We start from the raw sequence: 26,940 nt of genomic DNA on the forward strand, positions 1-26,940 counted from the left end.
ATTGATTAGAGTTGAGCAAAATACTTATAACCTAAACCTTTTAGATTAGATATTACGAGTATGACCGAGATAAAAGAAAAGATTCGCCTTAGCGAAAGGAAAGACAATAAAGGATGGAAAAAATGGGGACCTTACTTATCGGAAAGACAGTGGGGAACGGTAAGGGAAGATTATAGTGTATATGGAAATGCTTGGGACTACGTACCGCATGATATGGCTCGTTCTCGTGCTTATCGTTGGGGGGAAGATGGTATCGGTGGAATTTCTGACAATAAACAACATATCTGTTTTGCGGTTTCATTTTGGAATCATAAAGACAAAATCATCAAGGAACGCCTTTTCGGGCTTGCTGGCTCAGAAGGAAATCATGGCGAAGATGTAAAAGAACTTTACTATTACCTTGATAGCACACCTACGCACTCTTATATGAAGATGCTTTACAAGTATCCTCAAAATGAGTTCCCCTACCGCCAAATTGTTGAGGAAAATCAAAAACGTAACCGCCAACACACGGAATTTGAAATTGAACAAACAGGAGTTTTTGACAATAATGAATATTTCGATATTTTTATCGAGTACGCCAAAGCTGACGAAAACGACATATTGATAAAAATTACGGCACATAACCGTAATAAAAAAGCCGCAATCCTGACGATGCTTCCTACACTTTGGTTTAGAAATACTTGGAGTTGGGGCTACGAAGCATATAAGAAAAGTCCAATGATGACTGGCATTGCCAACAATCAAATTGAAGTTTCGCATCAGCTTTTGGGCAAATACAAACTATATGTTGAGGGTGCTGACGAACTCGTTTTTTGCGAAAATGAAACCAATATGGAGCGTATTTTCGGGAAACCTAATACAGCCATGTTCGTAAAGGATGGAATCAGCAATTATGTATTGACAGGCAAGCCAACAACGATAAATCCAAACAAAATAGGCACGAAAGCCTCGGCACGCTATACCAAAAAGATTGATGGCGGTGAAAGCCAAACAATAAGGCTTCGATTCAGTCAGAACTCACAAAACCACAAGGCATTTGTTGATTTCGACGAAATTTTTGATTTAAGAATCAAAGAAGCCAATGAATTTTACGACCATATTCAGCAAGATATAAAGTCAGAAGAGCAACGCAACATTCAGCGACAAGCATTTGCTGGAATGATGTGGAATAAGCAATTCTACTACTATAATATCAACGAATGGCTCAAAGGCGACCCAAAAATGCCTTTTGAGTTTAAAGGAAGGGCTTTCCCCAGAAATAATACTTGGAAACACGCCTACATGGCCAATATTTTGTCGATGCCCGATAAGTGGGAATATCCGTGGTTTGCGGCATGGGATTTAGCTTTTCATACGCTCACACTCGCCCGCATTGATGCCGATTTTGCGAAACGGCAATTGGCGGTTGTTCTTCGAGAATATTACATGCACCCCAACGGACAAATTCCTGCTTATGAATGGAATTTTTCTGATGTAAACCCGCCCGTACACGCTTGGGCCACTTGGAAAGTATATGAAATTGACAAGAAAAACAATAATGGTGTTGGTGATTTAGCTTTCTTAGAAAAAATCTTCCATAAATTACTTATTAACTTCACATGGTGGGTCAATCAGAAAGATGAAGAAGGAAACAATATTTTTGGCGGTGGATTCTTGGGGCTTGATAATATTGGCGTCTTTGACAGAAATGCACAGATTCCAGGCGTAAAACTCGAACAAGCAGATGCAACAGGTTGGATGGCGATGTACACACTCAATATGCTACGTATTGCGTGCGAGATTTCGATTGAAAAACCAGTATATCAAGATATGGCATCGAAATTCTTTGAGCATTTCTTGCATATTGCGGCTGCCATTAATAAGCCAATCAAAGGTAATGATTTAGGGTTGTGGGACGAGGCAGACCAGTTTTATTATGATAAACTTCACGCACCTAATGGCGAAACCATCTTTATGAAGATTCGCTCTTATGTGGGCTTAATTCCACTTTTTGCGGTTGAAGTGATTGATGATGAAATGCTTTCAAAATTACCTGATTTCAAACGTCGTCTGGAATGGGTACTTACCAATCGACCAGATTTGGCATCTTTGATTTCTCGTTGGAATGAACCTGGTAAAGGTGAAACCCATCTACTTTCATTGCTACGTGGCCACCGTATGAAGATGGTTATCAAGCGAATGTTTGATGAAGCTGAGTTTTTATCTGATTATGGTATTCGTTCACTATCAAAATCTCATAAAGATACACCTTACCAGTTTAATCTTCACGGCGAAATTATGAGTGTAAAATATACGCCAGCTGAATCTGACTTAAGTATTATGGGAGGAAATTCAAACTGGCGTGGGCCAATTTGGTTTCCGATTAATTTCTTGCTAATCGACTCATTATTAAAGTTTTATGGATATTATGGCGATGATTTTGAAGTAGAATATCCAACAAATTCGGGAAATGTGATGTCAATCAAAGAAGCCGCTCTTTTAGTAGCCGAACGTTTGATTAATATTTTTGAGATAAATGCCGAAAATCGCAGACCTAATACAGGCGATTTCGAGAAATTTGATGCCGACCCGCATTTCAAAGATTTGCATCTTTTCTATGAATATTTCAATGGTGATACGGGTGAAGGACTCGGTGCTTCTCATCAATGCGGCTGGACTGGCTTGGTAGCTGACTTGATTCAATATACAAATGAAAAGTAGCTTTTGGTATAAAAGTCTCTGATTAAAAATCAAGTTTTAATCAGAGAACTAAAACCCTAACTAAACCTATACTGGAGAATTAAAACCTTGTCATAAAAAAAGCTCTGGTTAATTAGAAACCAGAGCTTTAAAACCTAAAATTCCTTTATGAAAATTCACTATTACTGTTTCTTGACATAAAAATAGATATATTACCTTGATGGTATCTTAAAATTAAATTAAATAGTGATTAAATTTAACTTTTCGTCTCAAAAACTTCGTAATAATCACATTATAAGTATCTAAAAAAATCATTCTCTTAGTATATATCCCATACCAACAATTGTATGAATGAGTTTTGGGCTAAAATCTTTGTCCACTTTTTTTCTTAGAAAATTAATATACGTATCAATCGTATTGCTGGCAGGGTCAAGGTCGATATCCCATATTTTTTCAGCAATATCTACTCTCGAAAGCACCCTATTATGATTAATCATGAGGTATTCGAGTAAGGCATATTCCTTGGCAGTTAATTGTATATTTTTTCCAGCTCTACTAACGATACGGGCGGTCAAATCAAGTTCTAAATCGGCCACTTTCATACTATTCCGTTTTAATTGGTGCTGTACTAAAGCACTCCTGCGATGCAAGGCATTTAGCCGCATAAGTAATTCCTGAAACTGAAAGGGTTTGACCAAAAAATCATCAATTCCTGCATCAAAACCAGATGCTTTATCGTTGAGTGTTCCCATAGCCGTAAGCATCAGAATCGGGGTATTCTGATTTTCGTTTCTAATTGATTGCGTTACGTCATAACCATTCATTTTCGGCATATTCACATCCATAATTATGACGTCATATTCATTATCAAAAGCCATTTTTAGGCCTATTTCACCATCTTTTGCAATCTCTACTAAATGTGCATGTTCTTCAAGACCACGTCTTATAAATTCAGCTAATCGAAGTTCGTCCTCTACTATCAGTATCTTCATAACTTAAAAATAAACGAAGCAAGGTACATGCGACATACCTTGCTCTGGGTTTTGTGAGCTAACAACAAAGTTAATCAACAAAAAACGTATTCGTGTGTTTGCTTTATTTCTTTTGTTGCTTTGCGGCTACATGACGAGTATTGTTTTCTTCTTTTTGGGAAGCCTTATGCTCTTTCTTCACTTCCATAACAGCTTGATGTTTCGTGATACGGTCTTCTTTTTTAGCAAGTTTTGCTGCTTTTTTAGAAGTTTCGGGAGTAGTTTGTGCAAATGCGGTTGTAGCGAAAATGGCTATCATTGCTGCCAACAAAATTTTCTTTTTCATACCTTTAAAAGTTTAAAAATTCTTTCGTCCAAACACCTGTTTGGCTTTCTGATTTAAAGGTATTTTATGATGCTTAAAAGAATTTCAAACCCAAATTAAAACGCTGTTAAAGTTCAATAGATAGTTTTTGTGGGAAACTCTACCGTAAATATCGAGCCAAAGCCTTCCTGTGATTGAACCGTGATTGTGCCAGAATGAATCTCTACAATTCGCTGTGTGAGTGGTAGGCCGATTCCATGTCCTGATATTTCTTTTGTTTTTTCGGTTCGATAAAATGCCTCAAAAATATGTTCAGTTTCTTGTTTTGACATTCCTACACCATTGTCGATAAAATCTATTTTGACTTTATTATTATTAAACGAAATCTTGGTTTCTACCCTATTATCGCTGCTGTATTTACAGGCATTTTCCATTAAATTTCTAAAAACCAACACTAATAGTTCGGCATTTCCGCTGACAATCATCAATTCATCATTCTCGGGAATTTCATGAAACTCGATAGAAATATGGTAATCGGGTTGGTTCTTTTTTACCAAATCAGATGCTGCCCAAAGCACATCATCAACCCTGAGTTCGGCAAAAGGCACAGATTGAGCATCGGCGTTCATTCGAGCCAGTTCAAGCAAGCTGTTTACTAAACTTATCATATTATTGATATCCACTTGAAAATTCTCGACGGTTTGTATATACTCATCCACGCTTCGCTCTTTCATAAGAGTTACTTGGGCATTTCCGAGCAGGATTGATAAGGGTGTACGAAGTTCGTGTGTGACATAAGAAACAAAATTTCGTTGTTGTTTGTAAGCATAATCAAGGCGGTCGAGCAAATCGTTGAATGTATGTGCCATTTGGCCAATTTCATTATCTAAATTAGATTCTGGAATACGGGATTGAAGATTTTTACTCGAAATTTTCTTCATACGTTTGGCAATTTGTCCAATCGGATACAAGTCTTTGCGAATATAAAAACGAGTAATGAGTGTGATGAGCGTGATGAGCAGCCCTGAACTGATGATTAAAATATATAAGAGATTTCGTTGTTTATTAAACCCCGACAAATCGTAGCCAGCCGCTTCTATGATTAATAATTGCTTATTTTTATTATTTCTACTTAAAAACAAAGTTCGCTCGTAACCATCTTTTTTAAATTCTATTTCGTGCTTAAAAAGCTCTTTTCGTATTTTATCAGTTAGATGAGTAACGGCATACCTCGATTTGAAAATTATCGCTCCTGTCGAATCATAGATAATAAATTGCTCTTGGGTATAGATGTTTTCTTTCATATCATCTAAAGTCTGAACATCTTCGCCGCTCAGACCTTTGTCGATAATCATTTTTTCTAAGGTAATGGCGTTGTTTCGGAGATAAAGATAAAACTCGTTTTCTCGGAAATTACTATAAAAAAGATAGATATTGGCCGAAAATATAATGAGGGCAACACTCAAAATAGATGGAATTCGGATGGTTTGTTTATCAACAATTTTCATAGAGCTGTTTTATAAATCAAATCAAGCGATACTTCGCAGTGATATACTACAAAGTAAATAAACTTAACGGCTATTTACAATAAACACCAAGAACACTAAAAAGGATACAAAGTTTCCAAATTTATAGTTGTGAACTTTGTAAACCTTCATTGGTGTTCTCGGTGGTAAAACTCATCTTTTCTTTAAATGAAACGATGAAGCAACAGGCACATTAATTCCAGCCTCCGCCTAAAGCTCGGTAAGTATTTACAACGGCGTTCAATTGTTTCATCCGAGTTTCGACCAGTTCCATTCTCGATTCAAGCACATCCCGTTGAGTTAATAATACTTCCATATAATCTGCACGAGCCGCTTTGAAAAGCTTTAATGAAATATCGGTCGATTTTGTTAAGGCATCAACTTGATTATTCTTCATCGCATAACTATTTTCGAGGTTTTGAATATTTGATAATTGATTTGTGACTTCAATATAGGCATTCAACACCGTTTTTTCATAGTCATATACTGCTTGAATTTGCTTAGCATTCGCATTTTTGTAAGTAGCCATGATTGCATTTTTATTAATCAGAGGCCCTGCTAAATCGCCTGCTAATGACATTATCAACGATTGCGGAATATTGGCCAGCAAAAGAGGATTGAATGAACGAATTCCCAACGAAGCCGATAAACCCAAAGATGGATAAAAATTGGCTTTTGCCACACTTACATTGAGTTTAGCGGCTTCGATACTAAGTTCGGCTCGGCGAATATCTGGTCGTTTTTCTAAAAGTTGAGCAGGAAGTCCCGCTGATATTTTTGTTGGAATGAGCGTGGCAAATTGCTGCGAACTTCTCTGAACGGGTCTTGGAAAACGCCCAACTAAGAAATTAATTCGATTTTCGGTTTCAACAATTTTTTGCTGAATTTCGTATTGAAGCGTTTTTGTCTTAAATACCTCAGCCTCAAAGCGTTGAACTGGTAACTCAGTCACTTTTGCAGCTTCTTTTTCCTGCTTGATAATCAATAAAGCTGAATTCAGAATTTCGATATTCTTTTTCACAATATCCAATTGCGTATCCAATGCCATCAATTCATAATACGAGTTGGCTATTTCGGCTACGATATTGGTTACCAAAAAGTTTTTTCCTTCAATCGTGCCTAAATAATTGGCAGCAGCGGCCTTTTGAGCATTCCGCAATTTATGCCAGATATCCACCTCCCAACTTGCAAAAGCACCAAGATAAGAATCGGGTAAAACTACTGGCGTATGCTTGCCAGGTTTTATTTCAGTAATTTCATCGCTTGCTCCTTTACTCGTAAAACGAGAAACTTTATCTACACCCGTGCCACCACCTAATCTTACGAAGGGTAGGTACTCTCCTCTTCGTGCCATGATTTCGTTTTTCGACATTTCGATTTCTTGCATCGTGATGTTTAGCTCTTGATTATTTTGAAGAGCAGTATCAATGAGTGCATTCAGATTGGGGTCATCAAAGAAAACTTTCCATTTTTTTTGAGCCGAATTTATGGTGTCTTGCGTAGCCGAATAACTCGCAGGTAAGCCATTTTTTGCATTTTTCCCAACAATGGCAGGTGTTTTACAAGCATTGAAAACTAATGGAGAAATGGCCAAAACTATATACAGAATATGCCTTTTTATGTTAGTTCGTCTCATCTTCGTCGCTTCGGTTTAATAGTTTCTTCAATTTTTCATTCGCTTTTCTGATATTCTTCAAGATTCTGTTGTTTTCTTCGCTGGCTTCAACAAAACTTTCAGAGAGTGGAGAGTCATCTTCGTCTTTAATTAAATGCTTACCATCTGACAAAGTGCCAAAAATGTAATAAAGCCCTGGAATAATCATTACCCCGAAAATAGTTCCGAAAAGCATACCGCCCATTGCCGAACCACCGATGGTCTTATTACCGATTGCCCCAGCACCGTGAGAAAGTACCAACGGAATAAGCCCCGCCACAAAAGCAAACGATGTCATTAAGATTGGTCGGAAACGTACTTTCGCACCTTCAATGGCAGCATCGAGGATAGACATACCTTTTTGTCGCTGTTGCACAGCAAACTCAACAATTAATACAGCATTTTTTCCTAAAAGTCCTACCAACATGATTAGACCTACTTGTGCATATACATCGTTGGCCATGCCCATTGCTTTAAGCAAGAAAAACGAACCAAATACACCCACTGGAAGCGAGAAGATTACCGCCATTGGTAACAAGAAACTTTCGTATTGAGCTGCCAAAACGAAGTAAACAAATATCAATACGACCACAAAAACATAAATGGACTCATTGCCACGTCGGGCTTCATCATAAGACAATCCTTCCCATGCAATATCATAGCCTTTTGGTAGTGTTTTTGCTACTTCTTGTATGGCCTTAATGGCATCGGCAGTGGTGTAACCTTTGGCCGGCTGCCCTTGAATAGACGATGAATTATACATATTATAGCGTGTAATTTCATTCGGCCCTTGTTTTTTCACTAATTTCATAAAGGCCGAATAAGGTACCATTTCACCGTGGTCGTTCTTCACAAACATATTCATGATGTCGGACGGAAGTCGTCTAAACTCTGGCGAAGACTGTACATAAACTTTGAAGAATCGCCCGAAACGGATAAAGCCTTGTTCGTATGTACTACCAATCATGATATTTAGGTTTTCCATGGCTTTGCCGATAGAAACACCTTTTTGCATCGCTGCACTATTATCAATCTCCAGTTCATATTGCGGATAATTGGCCGCAAAGAAAGTAAACAAACCTGTTAGCTCTTTACGCTTGCTCAAAGCAGCCATAAATTCTTTATTCACTTTGTCAAACTCCTGATAATCAGTCGTATTATTTTTATCAAGCATACGCATCGAAAAACCAGCCGATGAACCAAAACCTGGTACGGCAGGTGGTTCGAAGTATTCGACGATTGCCCCTAAATCTTTTGTTTTTTCTTCTAATTCTTCGATTATTTCATGTACGTCTTTGTCTCTATCCGACCAGTTTTTTAGGTTAATCAGACATGTTCCTGCATTTGAGCCACGGCCTTCCGTCATGATTTCATAACCAGCTAACGATGAAACCGACTCTACACCCTCTACTTCTTTACAAATTTTCTGTAATTCTTTTGACACCTCATTGGTTCTTTCGAGTGTCGAGCCTGGCGGAGTTTGAATGATAGCATAGATAGTTCCTTGGTCTTCGCTTGGAATAAAACCTGCGGGTAGAATTTTATTTTCGAAAACAATGCCCACGCCAAAAACAACTAAGATTAAAAATGTGAGTAATCTTTTGTTGACGATTAATCTTAAAAGACTTACATATCTACCTGTCAGTTTATCAAATCCTTTATTAAATTGGTCAATTACCCAGTCAATTGGCGATTTTTTACGTGGTTTTCCGTGATTGTTTTTGAGAATCATACCACAAAGCACAGGGGTAAGCGTTAGAGCTACCACGGCCGAAAGGATGATTGAACTTGCCATCGTAATTGAAAACTGACGATAAAAAGTACCCACAGGCCCTGACATGAAAGCAATGGGTAAGAATACCGACACCATGACGAGCGTAATGGCAATGATTGCTCCACTGATTTCGCCCATTACTTTTTTAACCGCCTTGAATGGGGAGAGGTGTTCTTCTTCCATCTTGGCGTGAACAGCTTCGACTACCACGATGGCATCATCGACCACAATACCAATTGCTAAAACCAATGCAAAAAGCGTGATTAAGTTGATAGAAAGGCCGAAAAGTTGCATGACGAAGAAAGACCCAATTAAAGAAACTGGCACAGCAATAATCGGAATGAGGGTCGAACGCCAATCGCCCAAGAAAAGGAATACAACCAATGCCACCAAGATAAAGGCATCTCTCAGCGTATGAAGCACTTGCTCAATAGAAGCATCCAAAAATTTAGATACATCGTAGCTTAATTTGTATTCAACCCCTGGAGGGAAAGTTGCTTTCAATTCCTCCATTTTATCTTTTACCTGTTGAATTACTTCGCTGGCATTACTTCCAACGTTTTGTTTTAAAACGATTGCCGCCGAAGGATGTCCATCAAGATTTGAATATATATCGAAGAATTCACTGCCCAATTCTACTTTGGCTACATCTTTTAGGTGAATACTTTCACCCGCAGGGTTTGCTCGTAATATCACATTTTCATACTCTTCGGGTTTGTTGTAGCGTCCTTTGTAGGTCAAAACATATTCTAACGATTGAGCCTCAATACCCGAACTTTGTCCGATACGCCCAGGACGGCCAATGATACTTTGCTCGGCCAAAGCCTTCATGACATCTTCTGCCGAAATATTATAGGCACGCATACGGTCAGGATTCAACCACACACGCATGGCATATTGGCGGCTACCCAAAATTTGAGTTCTGGCAACTCCGTTGATACGGTTGATTTCGGGCAGAAGATTGACGTTGGCATAGTTGTACAAAAACTTTTCATCAAAATTTTTACCTGTTCCGTAAAGGTTAATATACATCAACATACTTGGCTGAATAGGAGTAATCACAACACCTTCTCGCTGAACAAGTTCGGGAAGCAGAGGCATTACTTGGTCAACCCGTGTTTTTACCCTAATTACGGCCTGATTGGGGTCAGTTCCAGGTTCAAAAATCACACGAAGGGTTGCTTCACCCGCACTGGTAGCATCAGTGGCGAGATAACGCATTCCCTGAACACCATTAATGGCATTTTCGAGAGTAACGAGTGTCGATTTTACAAGTACATCGGCACTTGAACCTGGATAGGCAATAAAAATATTAACGGTGGTCGGAGCAATTTCGGGAAACTGCGATGTTGGCAGTTGCTTAATGGCTAACGTACCTGTAAAGACTATCAATACCGAAATAACAATAGCTAAAACGGGTCGTTTTATGATATTACTAAACATAGATTTCTGGGGTTTTGGTGGATAAAAACTATTCGGCGTATAAGCTGAGGTGAGAAATCACCTGCGAAGGTTCTTCAAATTTGTATTCAATCTTTTGGTTTTCTTTGACCTTTCTTAAACCTTCCAAAAGAATTTTATCACCAGCTGAAAGCCCCGAAGAAATGGCATATAAATGCGGTAATTCGGAAGCAATTGTCACTGGGCGAGACCTTACGATATTGTCTTTATCAATCACATAAACGTATATTTTATCAAGCACTTCAAATGTTGCTTTTTGTGGAATAAGCAAGGCATTTTTAACAGGGACGGTCACTTGAATATTTCCTGTTTCGCCGTGTCTGAGGAGACCTTCGGGGTTCGGGAATGTTGCTCTGAAAGCAATATTTCCTGTTTCGTTATCAAATTCACCTTCAATGGTTTCAACAATACCTGTATGTTTAAACAGTTCATTATTGGCCATTTTGAGCTTTACTTGATACATACTATTATTAGTACTGGCGTGTGTTTTAAAATTCAAATATTGTGCTTCTGGCACATTGAAATAAACCCACATTTTACTATTATCCGATAAAGTAGTAAGCAAATCTCCTTCATCTACGAGGCTTCCTTTTCTTACCTTGAGTCGGTCCATGATACCATCGAATGGAGCTCGAATTTCGGTGAAACCTAAATGTACTTTCGTTAGAGAAAGTTCGGCTAAGGCCTTATCAAGTTTTGCTTTTGCCAATGCCAACTCATTGGCCGAAACAACATTCCCATCAGCCAACGATTTGGTGTTTTTGTATTCAATTTCAGCATAATTGGCTTCTGCTTCTGCTTTTTTCATTTCTGCCTGATAGAGGTTCGGCATAACCTGAAACATCAATTGGCCTTTTTTTACGTACTTCCCTTCATCAACAAAAATGCCTTGTAGATACCCTTTTTCTAAGGCACGGAGTTCGATGTTGTTGATGGAGCGAATCTGACAAACGTAGTCAGTCGTAATTAATGTATCTTTACGGATAGGCGAAGTAACAACCAACTTACCCTCTTCTTTTTTTTCTTCTTTTTCCTCTGACTTGCAACTTGCGTTGAATAGCAAAACAGTCAAACCCAGAAACATGAGTGATTTTTTCATAATGAGATTTCTTCGGATTAAAATTTATATGGTCGAAGTGCTATTGAAAATCGGGCAAAGCGATGCCAATTAGGCCGAAAAGCCTATTCCAAGAGCATAAAATTTTGCGTTTGATTATAATTCTGAATGAACGAGATATTCAGCAAAATATACTGAATCTCTATTTAGACAGGTTCGAGAATGCAATAAAGTATAAACTATCTCATAGCAGATAGACACAGTTTAGTATATACTTCTTGTTGTCTTTAAGATTTTGATAAAATAAATAATAGTAGATGGAATTTGACAGCAAGTCAGCGTGGCTGAAGGATGGTTTATAATTTTGTGTTTGTGTGGAATAATGTATTTTTTTTGATTCTAATTCTTCAATTTCATCTTCAATATTTTCGAAAAAAAACTCGATTGCACATAAATTATCGTTGTGTGTGCAGGATGTCGTTACATCAGACAAATGCTCAACAATGATGTTTCTTTCAGAAGATGCAACTATCGGACGTTCATTCTGTATAAATTCATTCGCTCGACTATCAACACCCAATAAAAGAATCCACACCAATAGTAGATATTTTATGATTATATTTCTCATTATTCTTTCAAAAATACTCTAATAAAGCTTTAAAACTTTGATTAAAAACAGCAGAATTAGCGTCAATAAGTAGTTGTTACTCAAGCTTAAAACTAAAGGCATTTAATAATTAACCCTTCAGCATATAGCCTCTACCTACTACCGTATAAATGAGTTTAATGGGGAAGTTTTGGTCGATTTTCTTGCGTAAAAAATTCACATACACATCAATGGTATTTGTACCAGTATCAAAATTAAGATTCCAAACTTTCTCGGCTATCTCCGTTCTCGAAACTACCTTTCCATTATTACGTATAAAAAACTCAAGCAACATAAATTCTTTGGAAGTAAGCGGAATCAGTTGTCCATCTCGACGAGCATTTTTTTCGTTGAGGTCTAACACTAAATCTGCCACCTGAAGATTCCGCTTTAATTCGGCACTCTCATGTGAGCGACGATACAGTGCATTAAGCCGAGCAATCAGCTCTAAGAAGTCGAAGGGTTTCACTAAATAATCATCTGCCCCCGAATCAAAACCCAGCAATTTATCTTGGGTTGTTCCCATGGCGGTCAGAATCATAATAGGGGTCTTGATTTGTTCACCACGCAGTTTTTTTGTTAAATCAATACCACTGATTTTAGGAAGATTTACATCAAAAACCATTAAATCATAGATATTCGATAAAGCCATACTTCTGCCAACTTGCCCATCATAGGCTACATCAACTGCAAAACCGCTTTCCTCTAAGCCTTTTTTTACGTATTCTGCCAATCGTAATTCATCTTCAACCAATAAAACTTTAATTGCTGCCATTTTAAAAACATTTAATCTAACCTATACTTTTCAAGTGCAAAATTGAAAAACAGAGTATAGCCTGTTTTAAAAATAAGATTAAATTTTGATTAAAAACAACCGCAAACTAACGAATTCCATTCCAGCGTCTTCGTTTATTTCTTTTCTTGAGAATATCTCGCAAATTATCTCGGATTGTAGTCTTTTGCTCAACATAACAAGCATTTGGAGCATCTGGAAGCTTTCTGAAAATTGGCAGAAATAATCCAAAGTAAGTACTAATTCCTTTTGGATTTCCAATATTTAAGACTCCACCTAAATTTTCAGTTCCGATAAAGAATGGGCCTGCCCTTCCTGTAAGTCCAATTGTTAGATTTCGATACCCATTTTGTAACGCAATTGGTACAGCCACATCAAACATTTTCGACTCATAGCGAGGCGTAACTGCAAACATCGAAGGCTGATTCATTCCAATTGCTTTTGGGTTTCTCAAACTCTGAATCCAAGTAGCATTAAAGTAGATTTTTTCAGAAAACTTATAATCAAAATTGGTAGAAAGAGCCATCGGTAGAGCCGATCTGAATGACTGCTGATAATCTGCATCATTCAAATTAAAAGCAACATTCATTTGATTATATAATCTATCGGGCGAATCAATTTTATTGAAAGTTCCTGGCTGAACCAATATATTTGTTTGATTAATCTGGGCAATACTTACATAATTAGGATTGTTGTAATTAATATTTCCAACATCAATTAAAGCTACTCCGATTCGGTATAAATACTTATTTTTAGTGCCGTCCATTCTCAACTTCCCATTCATTTTCATATCATATTTATCAAATTCAGGGCGAAATTCGTAAACTGCTCCAATATCGAAACCGTAGCCAGTGCCAGCTGCTAAATTTCCAAATATCCAATCAGTACTAAAACTTGCCGAACGAATTGCATCGCTTGTTGTAGTTCCATAAGTACCACTGGCAGTTCTGAAAAAAACATCTTGGCGAAGTGGTCTTACGGCATTCGCATCAACTGTAAAGTCTAAATTTTCGCCCTTGTAATGAATATTCAATAAACCATTCAGGCGTTTAACAGTCAGGCCCACTTTAAAAAAATCTTGATCTTGTTCTCTTACAACTGCTCCAAGTGTAAACCCCAGTTCTGTATAGCCATTAAGGTTTAACAATAAATTATTATTGTCTTGCGTAATTCCATATAAATCAGGTATGACAGTTCCTTTGACCATAATATGAGCAACATCAGAGCTTGTATTATCTAAGTTCGTTAGTACACGCACACGAGAAGTAAAACCGATTGCAAATTTTACTTTCTCAAAAGTATATATCATTGAAGGTCCTTTTACATCAGCTGCCGCAAAAGCAACACTGTTTGTTTTTCCTATTGCTTCCTTAATATAGCTTGGTCGAAAACCCGGCAAGCCATTGGGAGCTCTATAACGGTTGGGGACTGTATTTGTAGTCAATCCAATAAAAGAATATGGTGCGGCCCAAGCAGCATAATTATTTATAAATTCAGTATTTACTCCTGCAACATTTAAGAAAAATTTATAGCGAGAATCAGCAATATTAGCAGGATTTGCCGCAATAGTATAAGTTCCTGCGTAATTACTCGTTGAGATTCCGAGCCATTGTTGTGCAGTGGAAAGAAAAGGGATAAAAAAAAGAGAAAAAAGTATTCGCATTTTTTTGTAGAAAAGGACAGTTTAGGATTAGGCTCACTCAATTAAAATAAACGGCCTACAAAAGTAAATAATTATACTCAATTGCTTTTGTTTTTAAAGAGATTAATCCTATTTTAGAATTTCATTTACTCAAAGACCAAAGAAAACACATGAATTACAATTTTAGTACCTACAAAACCGATAATTTCTTCGATGAGATGATTACTCCTGATGCTAATGCACGTACAGGAAATCAAGTACTTAAAAACACAATAGAAAGTCTTGCTTTTGAGAATCTGAAGAATAAACAAAAAGCGGCAGAACGTTCGATGGTCTCGGCGGGTATTACATTCAATGTTTACTCAGAAGATGGCGGAACAGAGCGAATCATTCCGATTGATATTGTGCCAAGAGTAATTGACTCTCAAGAATGGGACAATCTTGAAAAAGGCTTAGTACAGCGAATTACTGCACTCAATATGTTTTTACAAGATGTTTATAATGAGCAGAAAATTATTCGTGATGGCATCGTTCCTCGTGAAATCATTGAATCAAGCAAAGGATTTTTGCCTGAATGTAAAGGACTAACTCCGCCAAAAGGTGTATGGATTCATATAACAGGAACTGACCTTATCAGAGATAATAATGGCGTTTTTACAGTTCTTGAAGATAACCTCCGTTGTCCTTCGGGAGTTTCATATATGCTTGAAAACCGTGAATTATCCAAACAAACCTTTCCTGATGTGCTTTCACAAACTAATGTTAGAGCAATTTCAGAATATCCAGCAAAATTACTTGAAGTCTTGCGTTATACCTCTGGGCGACCTGACCCAACTGTGGCAGTTTTAACACCAGGGATTTATAATTCAGCTTACTTTGAGCATTCATATTTAGCTCAGCAAATGGGTGTTGAATTAGTAGATTACCGTGATTTGGTTGTAGTTGGCGATTATCTAAAAATGCGAACAACTAAAGGTTTTAAAACTATTGATGTTCTATACAGAAGAATTGATGATACATTCCTCGACCCAAAAACATTTAATCCTCACTCGTTGATTGGTATCCCAGGGTTGTTTGATGTTTACAGAAAAGGAAATATTGGATTGGCTAATGCCCCTGGTACTGGTGTGGCTGATGACAAAGTAGTCTATGCTTACGTTCCAAGAATCATCAAGTATTATTTAGGAGAAGAAGCCATCATTCCAAACGTAGAAACCTACCTTTGCGGTGAACCAGATTCGATGAAGTATGTTCTTGAAAATATCGAGAAATTAGTTGTAAAAGAAGCCAACGAAGCAGGTGGTTACGGAATGTTGATTGGCCCGAAAGCCAGCAAAGAAGAACATGACAAATTTAGGGGTTTGATTCAGGCAAATCCAAGAAATTATATTGCACAACCAACTATCTCTCTTTCACGCAGCCCTTGCTTGGTTGAAGATGGACTCGAAGGTCGCCACGTTGACTTACGCCCTTACATCCTCTATGGAGATGGAATTCACGTAACCCCAGGTGGACTTACTCGTGTTGCCTTGAAAAAAGGCTCATTAGTAGTAAATTCTTCGCAAGGTGGTGGAAGTAAAGATACTTGGGTCTTAAAATAATGATGAATTATTAATGATGAATGGTTAATGAGTTGTATTTTTGCATTAAATTTCATTCTACCAACTTTTTAATTAATTCATCATTAAGCAATTAACATTAGGCATTATAACATGAATATTACACGTTTTTCAACATTAGTGGCAATTGTGGTTTTGGCAGCTTTGTCGAGATTTATTCCACACCCATTTAATTTTACACCAATTGCAGCTATTGCATTATTTGGTGGTGCATATTTTACTAATCGTTGGCAAGCAATTGCAGTTCCTATGGGTGCAATGCTTTTGAGCGATACTATTATCGAATTACAAGGTAAAATGGGCTTCCACTCAGGTACAGTAATGGTCTATGGAGCTTTTGCAATTGTAGCTATTCTGGGAATGGTAGCTTTGAAAAAGGTTAGTCCATTGAAAGTAATTTCAACTGCATTGGCAAGTTCATTGGTTTTCTTTTTGATTACTAATTGTGCTTTTTTCTACCCAGTACCAGAAGTTATCGACCCAACAATGATTTCGTATCCTCATACATTTGAAGGCTTAATGTCTTCATATACAGCAGGTTTGCCATTCTTGAAAAACCAAATCTTAGGTGATTTATTTTTTTCGGGAGTATTGTTTGGTGGATTTGCTTTATTACAAAAACGTTTTGAAGCTTTGAAAATGGCCTAAAATCAGAAACGTTCTACAAAAAACGAGCGTGTTATCAATGATAGCACGCTCGTTTTTTGTAGAACAATTCTCTGAATTGTTCATCCTATTTCTTCAATTTTTTAAGTGAATCTTTCATCGAAATAAAATCTGAAAGAATAAAAATTATCGTCAAAAAAGCGATGATTACTTCCATCAAAACTAAGATTTTAGCAGGAACTGTGGCGGGCATTAAATCGCCGTAGCCGAAAAATGTGAAGTTCAGTACACTAAAATAAAAAAACTCAAAAGCTTTTTCAAAAGTGCCAAATTCGGGCATTACACCAACAAAGCTACGTGTATCAACTTCATACAAACAGAAAAAATCTACGGCAAAAGAAAGCGTCATTTGTCCGATATTGTAGGTCATTAGAAACAAAAATCGGTGATAGGCAATATCTTCAGAAGTGGCAATGAGCAATTGGGTAGAATTTTCAAAAATGAAGTAAATACTCTTCAAAAATGCCCAAATTGTGATAAAAACAGCAAGTGTTTGCACAGAAAACCATGCCTGTGCAAACACTATTTTGAATAAAAAGGCTACCACAAAAAGTGTAGCAAATTCGGCTATTTCACGCTTGGGGAATGTCATTTTTATTCTCAATCATAATTCAAAACTGGAGCGAGCCATTTTTCAACTTCATCGAGTGGCATATTTTTGCGTTTGGCATAATCAACCACTTGGTCTTTGGCAATTTTCCCGATGGTAAAATACTTACTTTCTGGATGAGCAAAATACCAACCACTCACTGAACTTGCTGGGTACATTGCAAAGCTTTCAGTCAGTTCTATTCCAATGCGGCCTGCATCTAATAAATTGAATAAAGCTGTTTTTTCGGTATGGTCTGGGCAAGCAGGATAACCTGGTGCTGGACGAATACCTTGGTATTTTTCTGCAATTAATTCTTCGTTGCTCAATGTTTCGTCTGAAACATAGCCCCAAAACTCTTTTCTCACACGCTCGTGCATCAATTCGGTAAATGCTTCGGCCAAACGGTCGGCGATAGCTTTGAGCATGATTGAATTATAATCATCGTGTTCTTTTTCGTACTGTTCGAGCAATGCTTCGATACCTAAACCTGCTGTTACAGCAAAACCGCCAATGTAATCATGCCCTGTCTCTGCGGGTGCGATATAATCTGACAAACAAAGGTTTGGCAAATTCTGTGCCTTTAAATTTTGTTGACGAAGGTGATGCAAGATAGCCAAAGGAGGGTTTTCTACCAATTCACCAGTTTCTGAAACAGCCGTTTCGCTCAAAATTCTGTACCCAGTATTTTTCAACGCTCCTTGTCCAGCAGCATCGTATTCGTAGGCTTCAAAATTATGTAAAACAATGTCATCACCTACCGAATTGGCTGGATAAAAACCAACAACTGCTTTAGCCTGTAATGATTTTTCGGTAATTACTTTTTTGAGCATTGCTTGGGCATCATCGTATAATTTTTTAGCTTCAGCTCCTACGGTTTCATCATCAAAAATCTTTGGATATTTTCCTGATAACTGCCAAGTTTGGAAGAATGGTGTCCAGTCGATGTATTTGGCAATTTCGGCTAAATCATAATCTTCAAAAACTTTTGTACCCAAAAACTTAGGTTTCTTAGCTTTATAATTCGACCAATCAATTTTTACATGATTTTCTCTGGCTTTCTCAATAGGAATAAAGTTTTTATCTTTCTGACGGCTGGCATGGTCGATTCTTAATTGAGCATATTGAGCCTTGATTTCATCAAAAATCTCTTGATTGGTTTGCTCATTTTGCATCAAACGTCCAGCTACTGGCACACTTTTCGAGGCATCCAAAACGTGAATTACTGGTCCAGAATAATGTGGGTCGATTTTCACCGCCGTGTGAATACGTGAGGTAGTTGCTCCACCTATCAACAATGGAATTTTAAAACCTTGACGCTCCATTTCTTTGGCTACGCCAACCATTTCATCAAGACTTGGGGTAATCAAACCACTCAAACCGATAATATCAACGTTGTGCTTTTTGGCTTCTTCCAAAATCTTATTGGTCGGAACCATCACACCCAAATCAATGATTTCGTAGTTATTACAAGCCAAAACTACGCCTACGATATTTTTACCGATGTCATGCACATCACCTTTTACCGTAGCCAATAAGATTTTACCAGCATTCGATGAAGTTTCGGCGTCACCTTCAACTCTATTTTGTAATTTTTCTTCTTCAATAAATGGTAATAAATAGGCAACGGCTTTTTTCATTACCCTTGCTGATTTTACTACTTGCGGCAAAAACATTTTTCCTTCGCCAAATAAATCTCCGACCACGTTCATACCGTCCATCAAAGGACCTTCGATAACCTGCAAAGGCTTTTCAAATCCTTGACGAGCTTCTTCTACATCTTCGTCAATAAACTCGGTCAAACCTTTAATGAGGGCGTGTTCCAAACGTTTTCCAACTGGCAATTCTCTCCACGAATTATCTATTACTTGTTCTTTTCCTTTCGATTTTACGGTTTCGGCAAAAGTTACCAATCGCTCAGTAGCATCAGGGCGACGATTGAGCAATACATCTTCGCAAAGCTCCAACATATCTTTCGGGATGTCATCATAAACGCCCAGTTGTCCAGCATTTACGATTCCCATATCCATACCTGCTTTGATGGCGTGGTATAAGAAAATCGTGTGCATGGCCTCACGAACAGGCTCGTTTCCTCTGAAACTGAAAGATATATTTGAAACCCCACCCGAAACTTTAGCGTAAGGAAGGTTTTCCTTTATCCAACGAGTAGCATTGATAAAATCAACGGCATAATTATTATGTTCTTCCAAACCAGTCGCAACGGTCAGGATATTTGGGTCGAAAATGATGTCTTGCGGAGGGAAATTAACTTCGTTTACTAAAATATCGTACGCTCTTTTACAGATTTCAATTCTACGTTCATAAGAATCCGCCTGTCCAACTTCATCAAAAGCCATCACGACCGTTGCGGCACCGTAACGTTTTACTTTTTCGGCCGATTCCTTAAACTTCGCTTCACCTTCTTTCAATGAAATCGAGTTTACGATTGATTTTCCTTGCACACATTTCAAACCTGCCTCAATCACTTCCCATTTCGAAGAGTCAATCATGATTGGCAAGCGAGAAATATCTGGCTCGGCAGCAATCAAATTCAAGAAAGTTGTCATGGCTTCAACGCCGTCAATCATACCTTCGTCAAGGTTGACGTCGATGATTTGAGCCCCATTTTCAACCTGATTTCGAGCAACCGAAAGGGCATCATCGTATTTCCCTTCACGAATCAAACGAGCAAAAGCCTTTGAACCTGTTACATTACAGCGTTCGCCAACATTCACAAAATTTGTTTCTTTTGTCATTTTCAAAGGCTCTAAACCCGATACTTTTTGAATCGGTTCGAATGTTGGAATGACACGAGGTTTGTATTTTGAAGCAACTTCGGCAATTGCTTTGATGTGGGCTGGCGTTGTTCCGCAACACCCACCAATAATATTCATGAAGCCATTTTGTAGGAAATCTTCAACAATTACAGCCATTTCGGCTGGCGACTGGTCGTATTCACCCATTTCGTTTGGCAAACCAGCATTTGGGTGAGCCGAAACCATGAATGGTGCTTCGTTGGCCAAAATTTGTACGTACGGACGCATCAAATCGGCTCCCAAAGCACAGTTTAACCCAATCGACAATAAATCTATATGAGAAACCGAAGTCAAGAAGGCTTCAGTTGTTTGTCCCGAAAGCGTACGCCCAGAAGCATCGGTGATTGTTCCCGAAACCATTACAGGAATATTATTTTGCACGAATTCCGATAAATTTGCTCTCGTTTGTTTCGGTATCGAGCCACTTTGTAATGGTCGAACCGTACCGTTTTTTACATCATGAGCAAACAAATCAATAGCATATAAAGCCGCCTTAGCGTTTAGAGTATCGAAAATAGTTTCTACCAAAAGAACATCGGCACCACCATCAACCAAACCTTGAATTTGCTCGTAGTAAGCATCTACGAGTTCGTCGAAAGTAATGGCACGAAAACCTGGGTCATTTACATCGGGCGATAACGAAAGCGTACGATTCGTTGGCCCGATTGAACCAGCAACAAAACGAGGCTTGTGCGGAACGCCGCCCGCAGTATTTTTGGCTGTAAATTCATCAGCTACTTCACGAGCAATTTTGGCAGATTGATAATTCAATTCATACACATAATCTTCCATGTGATAATCAGCCATGGCGATTGATGTTCCCGAAAAAGTGTTAGTTTCGGCAATATCGGCCCCAGCTTCAAAGTACTTGGCATGTATTTCTTTAATAACCTCTGGCTTCGTGATAGAAAGCATATCGTTATTACCTTTCACTTCATGCGGGAAATCTTTGAAACGCTCGCCACGATAATCTGCATCAGATAATTTGTATTCTTGAATCAACGAACCCATTGCACCATCAAGCACAAGGATTCTATCTTTTAGTATTTCTCGGATGTTAGCCACTTCTTAACCTTATTTTTTGGTGATAATAATTTTGCAATTTAGAAAATTGCGGCACTGTCAAACAACAAAATTTATCTTACAAAAGTACGATTTAAAGATTGATTTTTTAAATAATTTACAAAAAATAGATAAATTATCTAAAACTTGATTGTTTGATACGGTTTTTATTTTTAATTTTGACATAAATATTTGATAAAAACGACATTTTATCTATGCAAAAATTAGATAGTACTGACCGTGAAATTTTGAAGTCGCTTCAAGAAAATGCACACCTGACCACTAAAGAACTGGCCTCTCGATTAAATCTTTCACCCACGCCCGTGTACGAGCGTGTGCGAAGACTCGAAAATGAGGGAGTGATAAAGAAATACGTAGCCCTCATCGACCGTGAGAAAGTGGGCAAAGATTTGATGGTTTTTTGTAATATCCGTCTGAAAGAACACGCCCAAGAGGCAGGCAAGAAATTTGTGCAGGAAATTGTGAAGTTAGATGAGGTGATTGAATGCCACAATATTTCGGGCGAATACGATTTTATGATAAAAGTAGTGGTGGAAGATATGCGTGAATACCAAAGTTTCTTGATGAACAAATTGGCTTCACTCGAAAACATCGGCAGCACTCACAGCACTTTTGTGATGAGCGAGATTAAGAACGAAACGAGGTTGGATATTTAGATATGAGATACTGGATATGAGATTCGAGAAAAGTTTTAAGAAAAAATCTCGAATCCCATATCTCAAATCTCGTATCTAAAATCACAAATCAAACTTAATCCCTTGAGCGAGAGGTAGTTGAGTGCTATAATTGATAGTATTTGTTTGACGACGCATGTAGTTTCTCCACGCATCTGAACCACTTTCACGGCCTCCGCCTGTTTCTTTTTCTCCACCGAAAGCTCCACCAATTTCTGCTCCCGATGTACCAATATTTACATTGGCAATTCCGCAATCTGAACCGGCATAAGATAAAAACTGCTCTGCTTCACGCATATTGAGTGTAAAGATTGAAGAAGAAAGTCCTTGCGGAACGGCGTTTTGTAGTTCGATGGCTTCATCAAGGGTTGAAAACTTCTTAACGTAAAGAATCGGTGCAAATGTTTCGTGACAAACCGTTGGGCTTTGGTTTTCTACTTCCACAATCGTTGGTTTTACATAACAACCGGATTCATAGCCAGTTCCTGCTAAAACTTCGTTTCCATAAAGCACCTTGCCACCTTCATTTTGAATATTGGCGACGGCAGTTTTATAGTTGTTTACGGCATCGACATCAATCAATGGCCCAACGTGGTTATTGACATCGAGTGGGTCGCCGATGCGGAGTTGAGCATAGATTTTAACTAAACGATTTTTCACTTCTTCATACATACTTTCGTGCAAGAATAAGCGACGAGTTGTAGTGCAACGTTGCCCTGCCGTGCCGACTGCTCCAAAAACTACCGCAGGAATAACTACCTCTAAATCAGCATTTTGTGTAACAATAATCGCATTATTTCCGCCCAACTCTAACAAACTTTTACCAAAACGAGCTGCCACTGCTTGGCCAACGGCTTTACCCATGCGAGTAGAACCCGTGGCCGAAACCAAAGCAACATTCGTATCATTCGATAGCCACTCTCCTACTTTTCTATCTCCCACAATTAGGCAAGAAACGCCTTCGGGAATATCATTTTTGCGTAGTACATCCTGAATGATATTTTGGCAAGCAATGGCAGTTAAAGGTGTTTTTTCGGAAGGTTTCCAAACACAAACATCGCCACAAACCCATGCCAACATACTATTCCACGACCAAACGGCAACTGGAAAATTGAATGCTGAAATGATTCCGACAATACCCAGCGGGTGCCATTGCTCGTACATACGGTGTTGCGGACGCTCTGAGTGCATGGTAAGGCCATATAATTGACGAGAAAGTCCAACCGCAAAATCGCAAATATCAATCATTTCTTGTACTTCTCCCCAGCCTTCTTGTAGGCTTTTGCCCATTTCGTAGCTAACTAAGCGACCTAAAGCATCTTTGTTGGCACGCAGAGCATCACCCATTTGTCGCACAATTTCGCCACGTTTTGGTGCAGGCACTGCTCGCCAAACTTTAAAAGCTGCATTGGCACTTTCTATTACTTTATCATAATCTTCACGGTTTGCCTGACGTACTTTTCCAATCAATTGCCCATCAACAGGCGAATAGGAACTAAGCACTTTTCCGCCTCCTGCCCAGCTTTCAACACCCGTGCTAACGCCATTGTTCAGTGACTTGATTTTAAGTGTTTTTAATACTTGTTTCATTGGTTTTGTTGTTTTTTTGAAGTGTATTTATTACTTGGACTCTCGAATGCTTATATCATTTATAACTCTTTGAGTAAACTGTTTAAAATCAGCATATGAACTCCTCACAGCTCCCAAATGAGCCCCTATTGCTCCATCTGAAGGCTTTAATAAAAAAATAGGTTTTCGTGCTTCCATAGCCATTGGTATCAGACTATGATAGTGTTTTAATAATGCAATACAATTATCATCATGTTCAACTGTTATACTATTGGTAGTTGACTCCTTTAAAACATATTGTCTAAATATCTTTGGAATTCGATTTGCCCAATTTAAGTATGAAATTACAGGTCGACTCTCTTTTATTCCATGTTGCATTACGATGTAGCCAAGAGGTGCCATTTTGCCATCTGGTAAAATTAATGAAGGCTCTGGATTACGATTAACCCTATATTCCCACTCAGAATGCCAATTTTCCAATCTATTGCCTAAGTTTTTCAGCCCCTGCAAAGCGAATAAATCAGTGGACATAGGAACAATTACATAATCTGCAGCAATTAATGTAGCTCTATTAATTGCTCCAAAGTTTGGTCCAATGTCTATTATATTGTAATCGGCATTAAATCTTTTGCTTGCTTCGCTTATTATTCTTGAAAACGAGGAAACTATTCTAAATGCAGCTTCATCTCTATTCAAACAATTTTCCCAACTACTACTCAATTTGTCTTCAAACAATGATAACTCTAAATCACCTGCAATGAGGCCAATATTATCATTTATTCTTTCTACATGTGCTGGTAAAATATCACTTATTCCTTTATTTAGTGGCTTAATTGCTTCTAAAATAGTTGGTCTTGAGTTTTCATTATCATAGATATCTTCCAACCTTTCATCAGTTAGAAACATCGAAGTTAAATTAGCTTGTGGGTCTAAATCTACTGCTAAACAACGATGTCCAAGTTCAGCAAGCATGTATGTAAAATGATAAACTAAAGTTGTTTTTCCAACCCCTCCTTTATTATTAAAAAATGCAATAGTTTTCATATTATTTTTTGTAGATTATAACTCCAAAACTGGTTGGTTGGTCAATTATGAAGGTGGGTTCTGGATTCCCATTTTTCAACAATGCGGCTATCGCTCTTTTTACACCGACATTAAAACTATTAATAAATCCCAAATTTTTAGCTGCCTCTGCTAAGGTTGGATTTCTATAATCATTTTTATTGGGGAAGTTCTCTGGTCTTGCATCACCAAATAAGCCACCTGAGTTTGTAATTTCGATTCTATCACTAAACTCATAAAACTTAATTGGAGCATTTGATTGATAATCACGATGAATGATAGCATTGAAAAGAAGTTCTTTTATTGCAGATAGCGGATACGAATACTGATACTCTTCGCTAAGATTATATTGAACTTTCTTAATAATTTGAGACTTTATGAACTCTTCCATAACTGACATTTGAGTAGTCAAATCTCCTTCAAATCTATGCTCATATTCAAAATTACTTATTTCATCTTCACCAACAAATCTGACAAACTGTACATACGCACCAGCCATATAAAATCTTGGATTTTTGCCAAACATCAATATTCCTGCATTTGTCGGACAGTCGGCAGATAAATCATAAAATTTTAGTGATGATAATTGTGACTTAATTTCTCGACCATTAGCAATTAAGGTTTCTTCATCAATTGCGGTAGGCAAATATATAATTTTAAAAATATCTAAACTTAAATCATTTAAGTTGCTTCCATAACATGGTTGAGTATCGAATGACCTTGCAAATGTTGAGCGTTTCTCACTTAATATTCTTTCTTCCGCTTCATTGGCAATATCAGCCCTCAAACCTACTCTTACACATACTTTACCTTTGAATCGTACAGGAGGAACTCTTGATGGTTGAACTTCAACCACTGCAACTTCTCCTTCTGGAAAAACGATTTTTTCTACAACCATTGCTGGAGGAGGCACAATTCGGCCATCAGTTCTAAAAGATAAAAGTTTCTGCAAAAAGTCTTCGTCAAAAGTAGAACCATTCAATGAACCATTATCATTTACACCAATTAATAAATATCCAGGTCGTCCTTTAGCTGGTAAATCATTGGAAAAAGCACAAATCGCGTCCCCCAATTTATTGGTATCTGTTTTTGATATTGTTTTTTCAACGCTTTCTGTTTCAATAGTAGAAAGCATTTTCGTGAGTTGTTCTTGTGTAATCATTTCTAAATGTTACTCTTTATTTTTAGATATATGATTTTATATCTATTAAACATATCCACAAATATAAAGAAACCAACCCAAGCCACAAACTCTCGGTTGTTTATGATAAGAATTTGCTATATTTAGGCATAAAATCTATTCAAAAACCTTATGAACGCTACCGAATTATCTTGGAAAACCTCCGATGGACTCAATATTTACGGCAAAAAGTGGGAAACCAGTATGCCCACAAAAGCTGTCATTTGCCTCATGCACGGCATGGGCGAGCATATCAATCGCTATAACCATGTGGCGGAAATGTTTACGACCAATGGCTATTCCGTGATTGGCTGCGACCAACGTGGACATGGAAAATCTGAAGGGAAACGTGGGCATTTTTCCGATTTTGATACTTTCTTGAATGATGTAGATGCACTTTTGAAAGCAGTCTCCACTCATTTTCCTGATGCGAAACAAATTCTTTACGGCCATAGCATGGGTGGAAATTTGGTATCAAATTACCTGCTTCGTCGTCAACCTAAAATAGCTGGAGCAATTCTTTCATCTCCCTATTTTCAACTGGCTTTTCAACCTTCACCAATTACGCTTACTATTGGTCGAATGATGAAAGGGATTTTTCCTTCGTTGAGTTTGAGCAGTGGCTTAGATTCTTCGGCTATTTCTCGTGATGTAGAAGAAGTAAAAAAATACAACGAAGACCCACTCGTACATGACAAAGTTTCTGCCAAAATGGGCATAGAAATGATAGAAACAGGCCAATGGGCAATTGATAATGCTGATAAATTAAGTATTCCGACGCTACTTTATCACGGCACGGCCGACCGACTTACTTCGCATCATGGTAGCGAGCTTTTTGCCGAAAAAGCAGGTAAGCTCGTGACCTTTATTTCTCTCGAAGGCTTATATCACGAAACACACAACGAACCCGAAAAACGTGAAGTTTTCAAGAAAATCATTCTTTGGTTGAATAATTTAGCATAATTTATTTCTTCTTGGGGCGTAGTTGCTTACGCCCATTCCTTCTTTCCTCAGTCTCATTTTCCTTATGAACAAGTTTGAAACTTGTTCTATTCCCTGCGTTTAATTCAATCAATCAAAAAAATAATCATATTTTAATTGTCATAACAAATATTATTTATAATTTTGTATGCTTAACAATAGTTAGTACA

18 protein-coding genes are annotated in these 26,940 nt (G+C 37.8%); 5 read left to right on the forward strand and 13 right to left on the reverse strand.

Annotation, left to right across the window (positions count from 1 at the left end; genetic code table 11):
* Nucleotides 1-60: 60 nt before the first annotated feature.
* Entirely contained in the window at nucleotides 61-2,703 is a 2,643-nt protein-coding gene (locus ABR854_RS08495; RefSeq protein WP_350264980.1) for an MGH1-like glycoside hydrolase domain-containing protein, read from the forward strand.
* 290 nt (nucleotides 2,704-2,993) lie between these two features.
* Here ABR854_RS08495 and ABR854_RS08500 read toward each other — a convergent pair whose 3' ends face one another.
* The 8 genes from ABR854_RS08500 to ABR854_RS08535 all read right to left on the reverse strand — a co-directional run bounded on the left by ABR854_RS08500 (nucleotide 2,994) and on the right by ABR854_RS08535 (nucleotide 14,552).
* A complete protein-coding gene (locus ABR854_RS08500) occupies nucleotides 2,994-3,674 on the reverse strand; it encodes a response regulator transcription factor (RefSeq protein ID WP_350264981.1) in 681 nt (226 codons plus the stop codon).
* Between the two features lie 103 nt (nucleotides 3,675-3,777).
* Nucleotides 3,778-3,999 (reverse strand): hypothetical protein, encoded by a 222-nt coding sequence (locus tag ABR854_RS08505; protein WP_350264982.1) that lies wholly within the window; start codon nucleotides 3,997-3,999, stop codon nucleotides 3,778-3,780.
* A 113-nt stretch (nucleotides 4,000-4,112) separates the two neighbouring features.
* Nucleotides 4,113-5,486, reverse strand: a complete 1,374-nt coding sequence (locus tag ABR854_RS08510) for a HAMP domain-containing sensor histidine kinase (RefSeq protein WP_350264983.1) — start codon at nucleotides 5,484-5,486, stop codon at nucleotides 4,113-4,115.
* Nucleotides 5,487-5,697: 211 nt separating this feature from the next.
* A complete protein-coding gene (locus ABR854_RS08515) occupies nucleotides 5,698-7,140 on the reverse strand; it encodes a TolC family protein (RefSeq protein ID WP_350264984.1) in 1,443 nt (480 codons plus the stop codon).
* Nucleotides 7,127-10,375 carry an efflux RND transporter permease subunit gene (locus ABR854_RS08520; protein ID WP_350264985.1) on the reverse strand — a complete coding sequence of 1,083 codons (3,249 nt, stop codon included), beginning with the start codon at nucleotides 10,373-10,375 and terminating at the stop codon, nucleotides 7,127-7,129. The genes ABR854_RS08515 and ABR854_RS08520 overlap by 14 nt, the downstream gene beginning before the upstream one ends.
* Nucleotides 10,376-10,403: 28 nt before the next feature.
* Nucleotides 10,404-11,492, reverse strand: a complete 1,089-nt coding sequence (locus ABR854_RS08525; protein WP_350264986.1) for an efflux RND transporter periplasmic adaptor subunit — start codon at nucleotides 11,490-11,492, stop codon at nucleotides 10,404-10,406.
* 695 nt (nucleotides 11,493-12,187) lie between these two features.
* Entirely contained in the window at nucleotides 12,188-12,871 is a 684-nt protein-coding gene (locus ABR854_RS08530) for a response regulator transcription factor (protein ID WP_350264987.1), read from the reverse strand.
* Nucleotides 12,872-12,977: 106 nt separating this feature from the next.
* The gene (locus tag ABR854_RS08535; protein WP_350264988.1) at nucleotides 12,978-14,552 is read right to left on the reverse strand and encodes a DUF5723 family protein; all 1,575 of its coding nucleotides are present in this window, start codon (nucleotides 14,550-14,552) and stop codon (nucleotides 12,978-12,980) included.
* A 149-nt stretch (nucleotides 14,553-14,701) separates the two neighbouring features.
* On the opposite strand from ABR854_RS08535, the gene ABR854_RS08540 reads away from it, so the two are divergent.
* Together ABR854_RS08540 and ABR854_RS08545 are read left to right on the forward strand one after the other, a co-directional pair.
* Nucleotides 14,702-16,132 carry a circularly permuted type 2 ATP-grasp protein gene (locus ABR854_RS08540; protein WP_350264989.1) on the forward strand — a complete coding sequence of 477 codons (1,431 nt, stop codon included), beginning with the start codon at nucleotides 14,702-14,704 and terminating at the stop codon, nucleotides 16,130-16,132.
* Between the two features lie 111 nt (nucleotides 16,133-16,243).
* The gene (locus tag ABR854_RS08545) at nucleotides 16,244-16,798 is read left to right on the forward strand and encodes a DUF6580 family putative transport protein (RefSeq protein ID WP_350264990.1); all 555 of its coding nucleotides are present in this window, start codon (nucleotides 16,244-16,246) and stop codon (nucleotides 16,796-16,798) included.
* An 85-nt stretch (nucleotides 16,799-16,883) separates the two neighbouring features.
* On the opposite strand, the gene ABR854_RS08550 is transcribed toward ABR854_RS08545, so the two are convergent.
* Nucleotides 16,884-17,408: an ion channel gene (locus ABR854_RS08550; RefSeq protein ID WP_350264991.1), complete on the reverse strand. Its 525-nt coding sequence runs from the start codon at nucleotides 17,406-17,408 to the stop codon at nucleotides 16,884-16,886.
* An 8-nt stretch (nucleotides 17,409-17,416) separates the two neighbouring features.
* Nucleotides 17,417-21,232, reverse strand: a complete 3,816-nt coding sequence (metH, locus tag ABR854_RS08555; RefSeq protein ID WP_502881190.1) for a methionine synthase — start codon at nucleotides 21,230-21,232, stop codon at nucleotides 17,417-17,419.
* Nucleotides 21,233-21,498: 266 nt separating this feature from the next.
* Here metH and ABR854_RS08560 point away from each other — a divergent pair, with 266 nt between their 5' ends.
* The gene (locus tag ABR854_RS08560) at nucleotides 21,499-21,960 is read left to right on the forward strand and encodes an Lrp/AsnC family transcriptional regulator (protein ID WP_188766371.1); all 462 of its coding nucleotides are present in this window, start codon (nucleotides 21,499-21,501) and stop codon (nucleotides 21,958-21,960) included.
* 81 nt (nucleotides 21,961-22,041) lie between these two features.
* Here the strand turns inward: ABR854_RS08560 and amaB are convergent, their stop codons facing one another.
* From amaB to ABR854_RS08575, 3 genes are read right to left on the reverse strand one after another with little or no spacing between them, the layout of a single operon-like run.
* Complete coding sequence (amaB, locus tag ABR854_RS08565) at nucleotides 22,042-23,568, reverse strand: L-piperidine-6-carboxylate dehydrogenase (protein ID WP_350264993.1); 1,527 nt, start codon at nucleotides 23,566-23,568, stop codon at nucleotides 22,042-22,044.
* Nucleotides 23,569-23,598: 30 nt separating this feature from the next.
* A complete protein-coding gene (locus ABR854_RS08570) occupies nucleotides 23,599-24,591 on the reverse strand; it encodes a ParA family protein (RefSeq protein WP_350264994.1) in 993 nt (330 codons plus the stop codon).
* A 1-nt stretch (nucleotide 24,592) separates the two neighbouring features.
* Nucleotides 24,593-25,771 carry an RNA/DNA-binding domain-containing protein gene (locus tag ABR854_RS08575; protein ID WP_350264995.1) on the reverse strand — a complete coding sequence of 393 codons (1,179 nt, stop codon included), beginning with the start codon at nucleotides 25,769-25,771 and terminating at the stop codon, nucleotides 24,593-24,595.
* Between the two features lie 150 nt (nucleotides 25,772-25,921).
* Here ABR854_RS08575 and ABR854_RS08580 point away from each other — a divergent pair, with 150 nt between their 5' ends.
* Nucleotides 25,922-26,752, forward strand: a complete 831-nt coding sequence (locus ABR854_RS08580) for an alpha/beta hydrolase (protein WP_350264996.1) — start codon at nucleotides 25,922-25,924, stop codon at nucleotides 26,750-26,752.
* The last annotated feature ends 188 nt before the right edge of the window (nucleotides 26,753-26,940 follow it).

Source organism: Emticicia sp. W12TSBA100-4, assembly GCF_040253585.1.
Taxonomy (GTDB): Bacteria; Bacteroidota; Bacteroidia; order Cytophagales; family Spirosomataceae; genus Emticicia.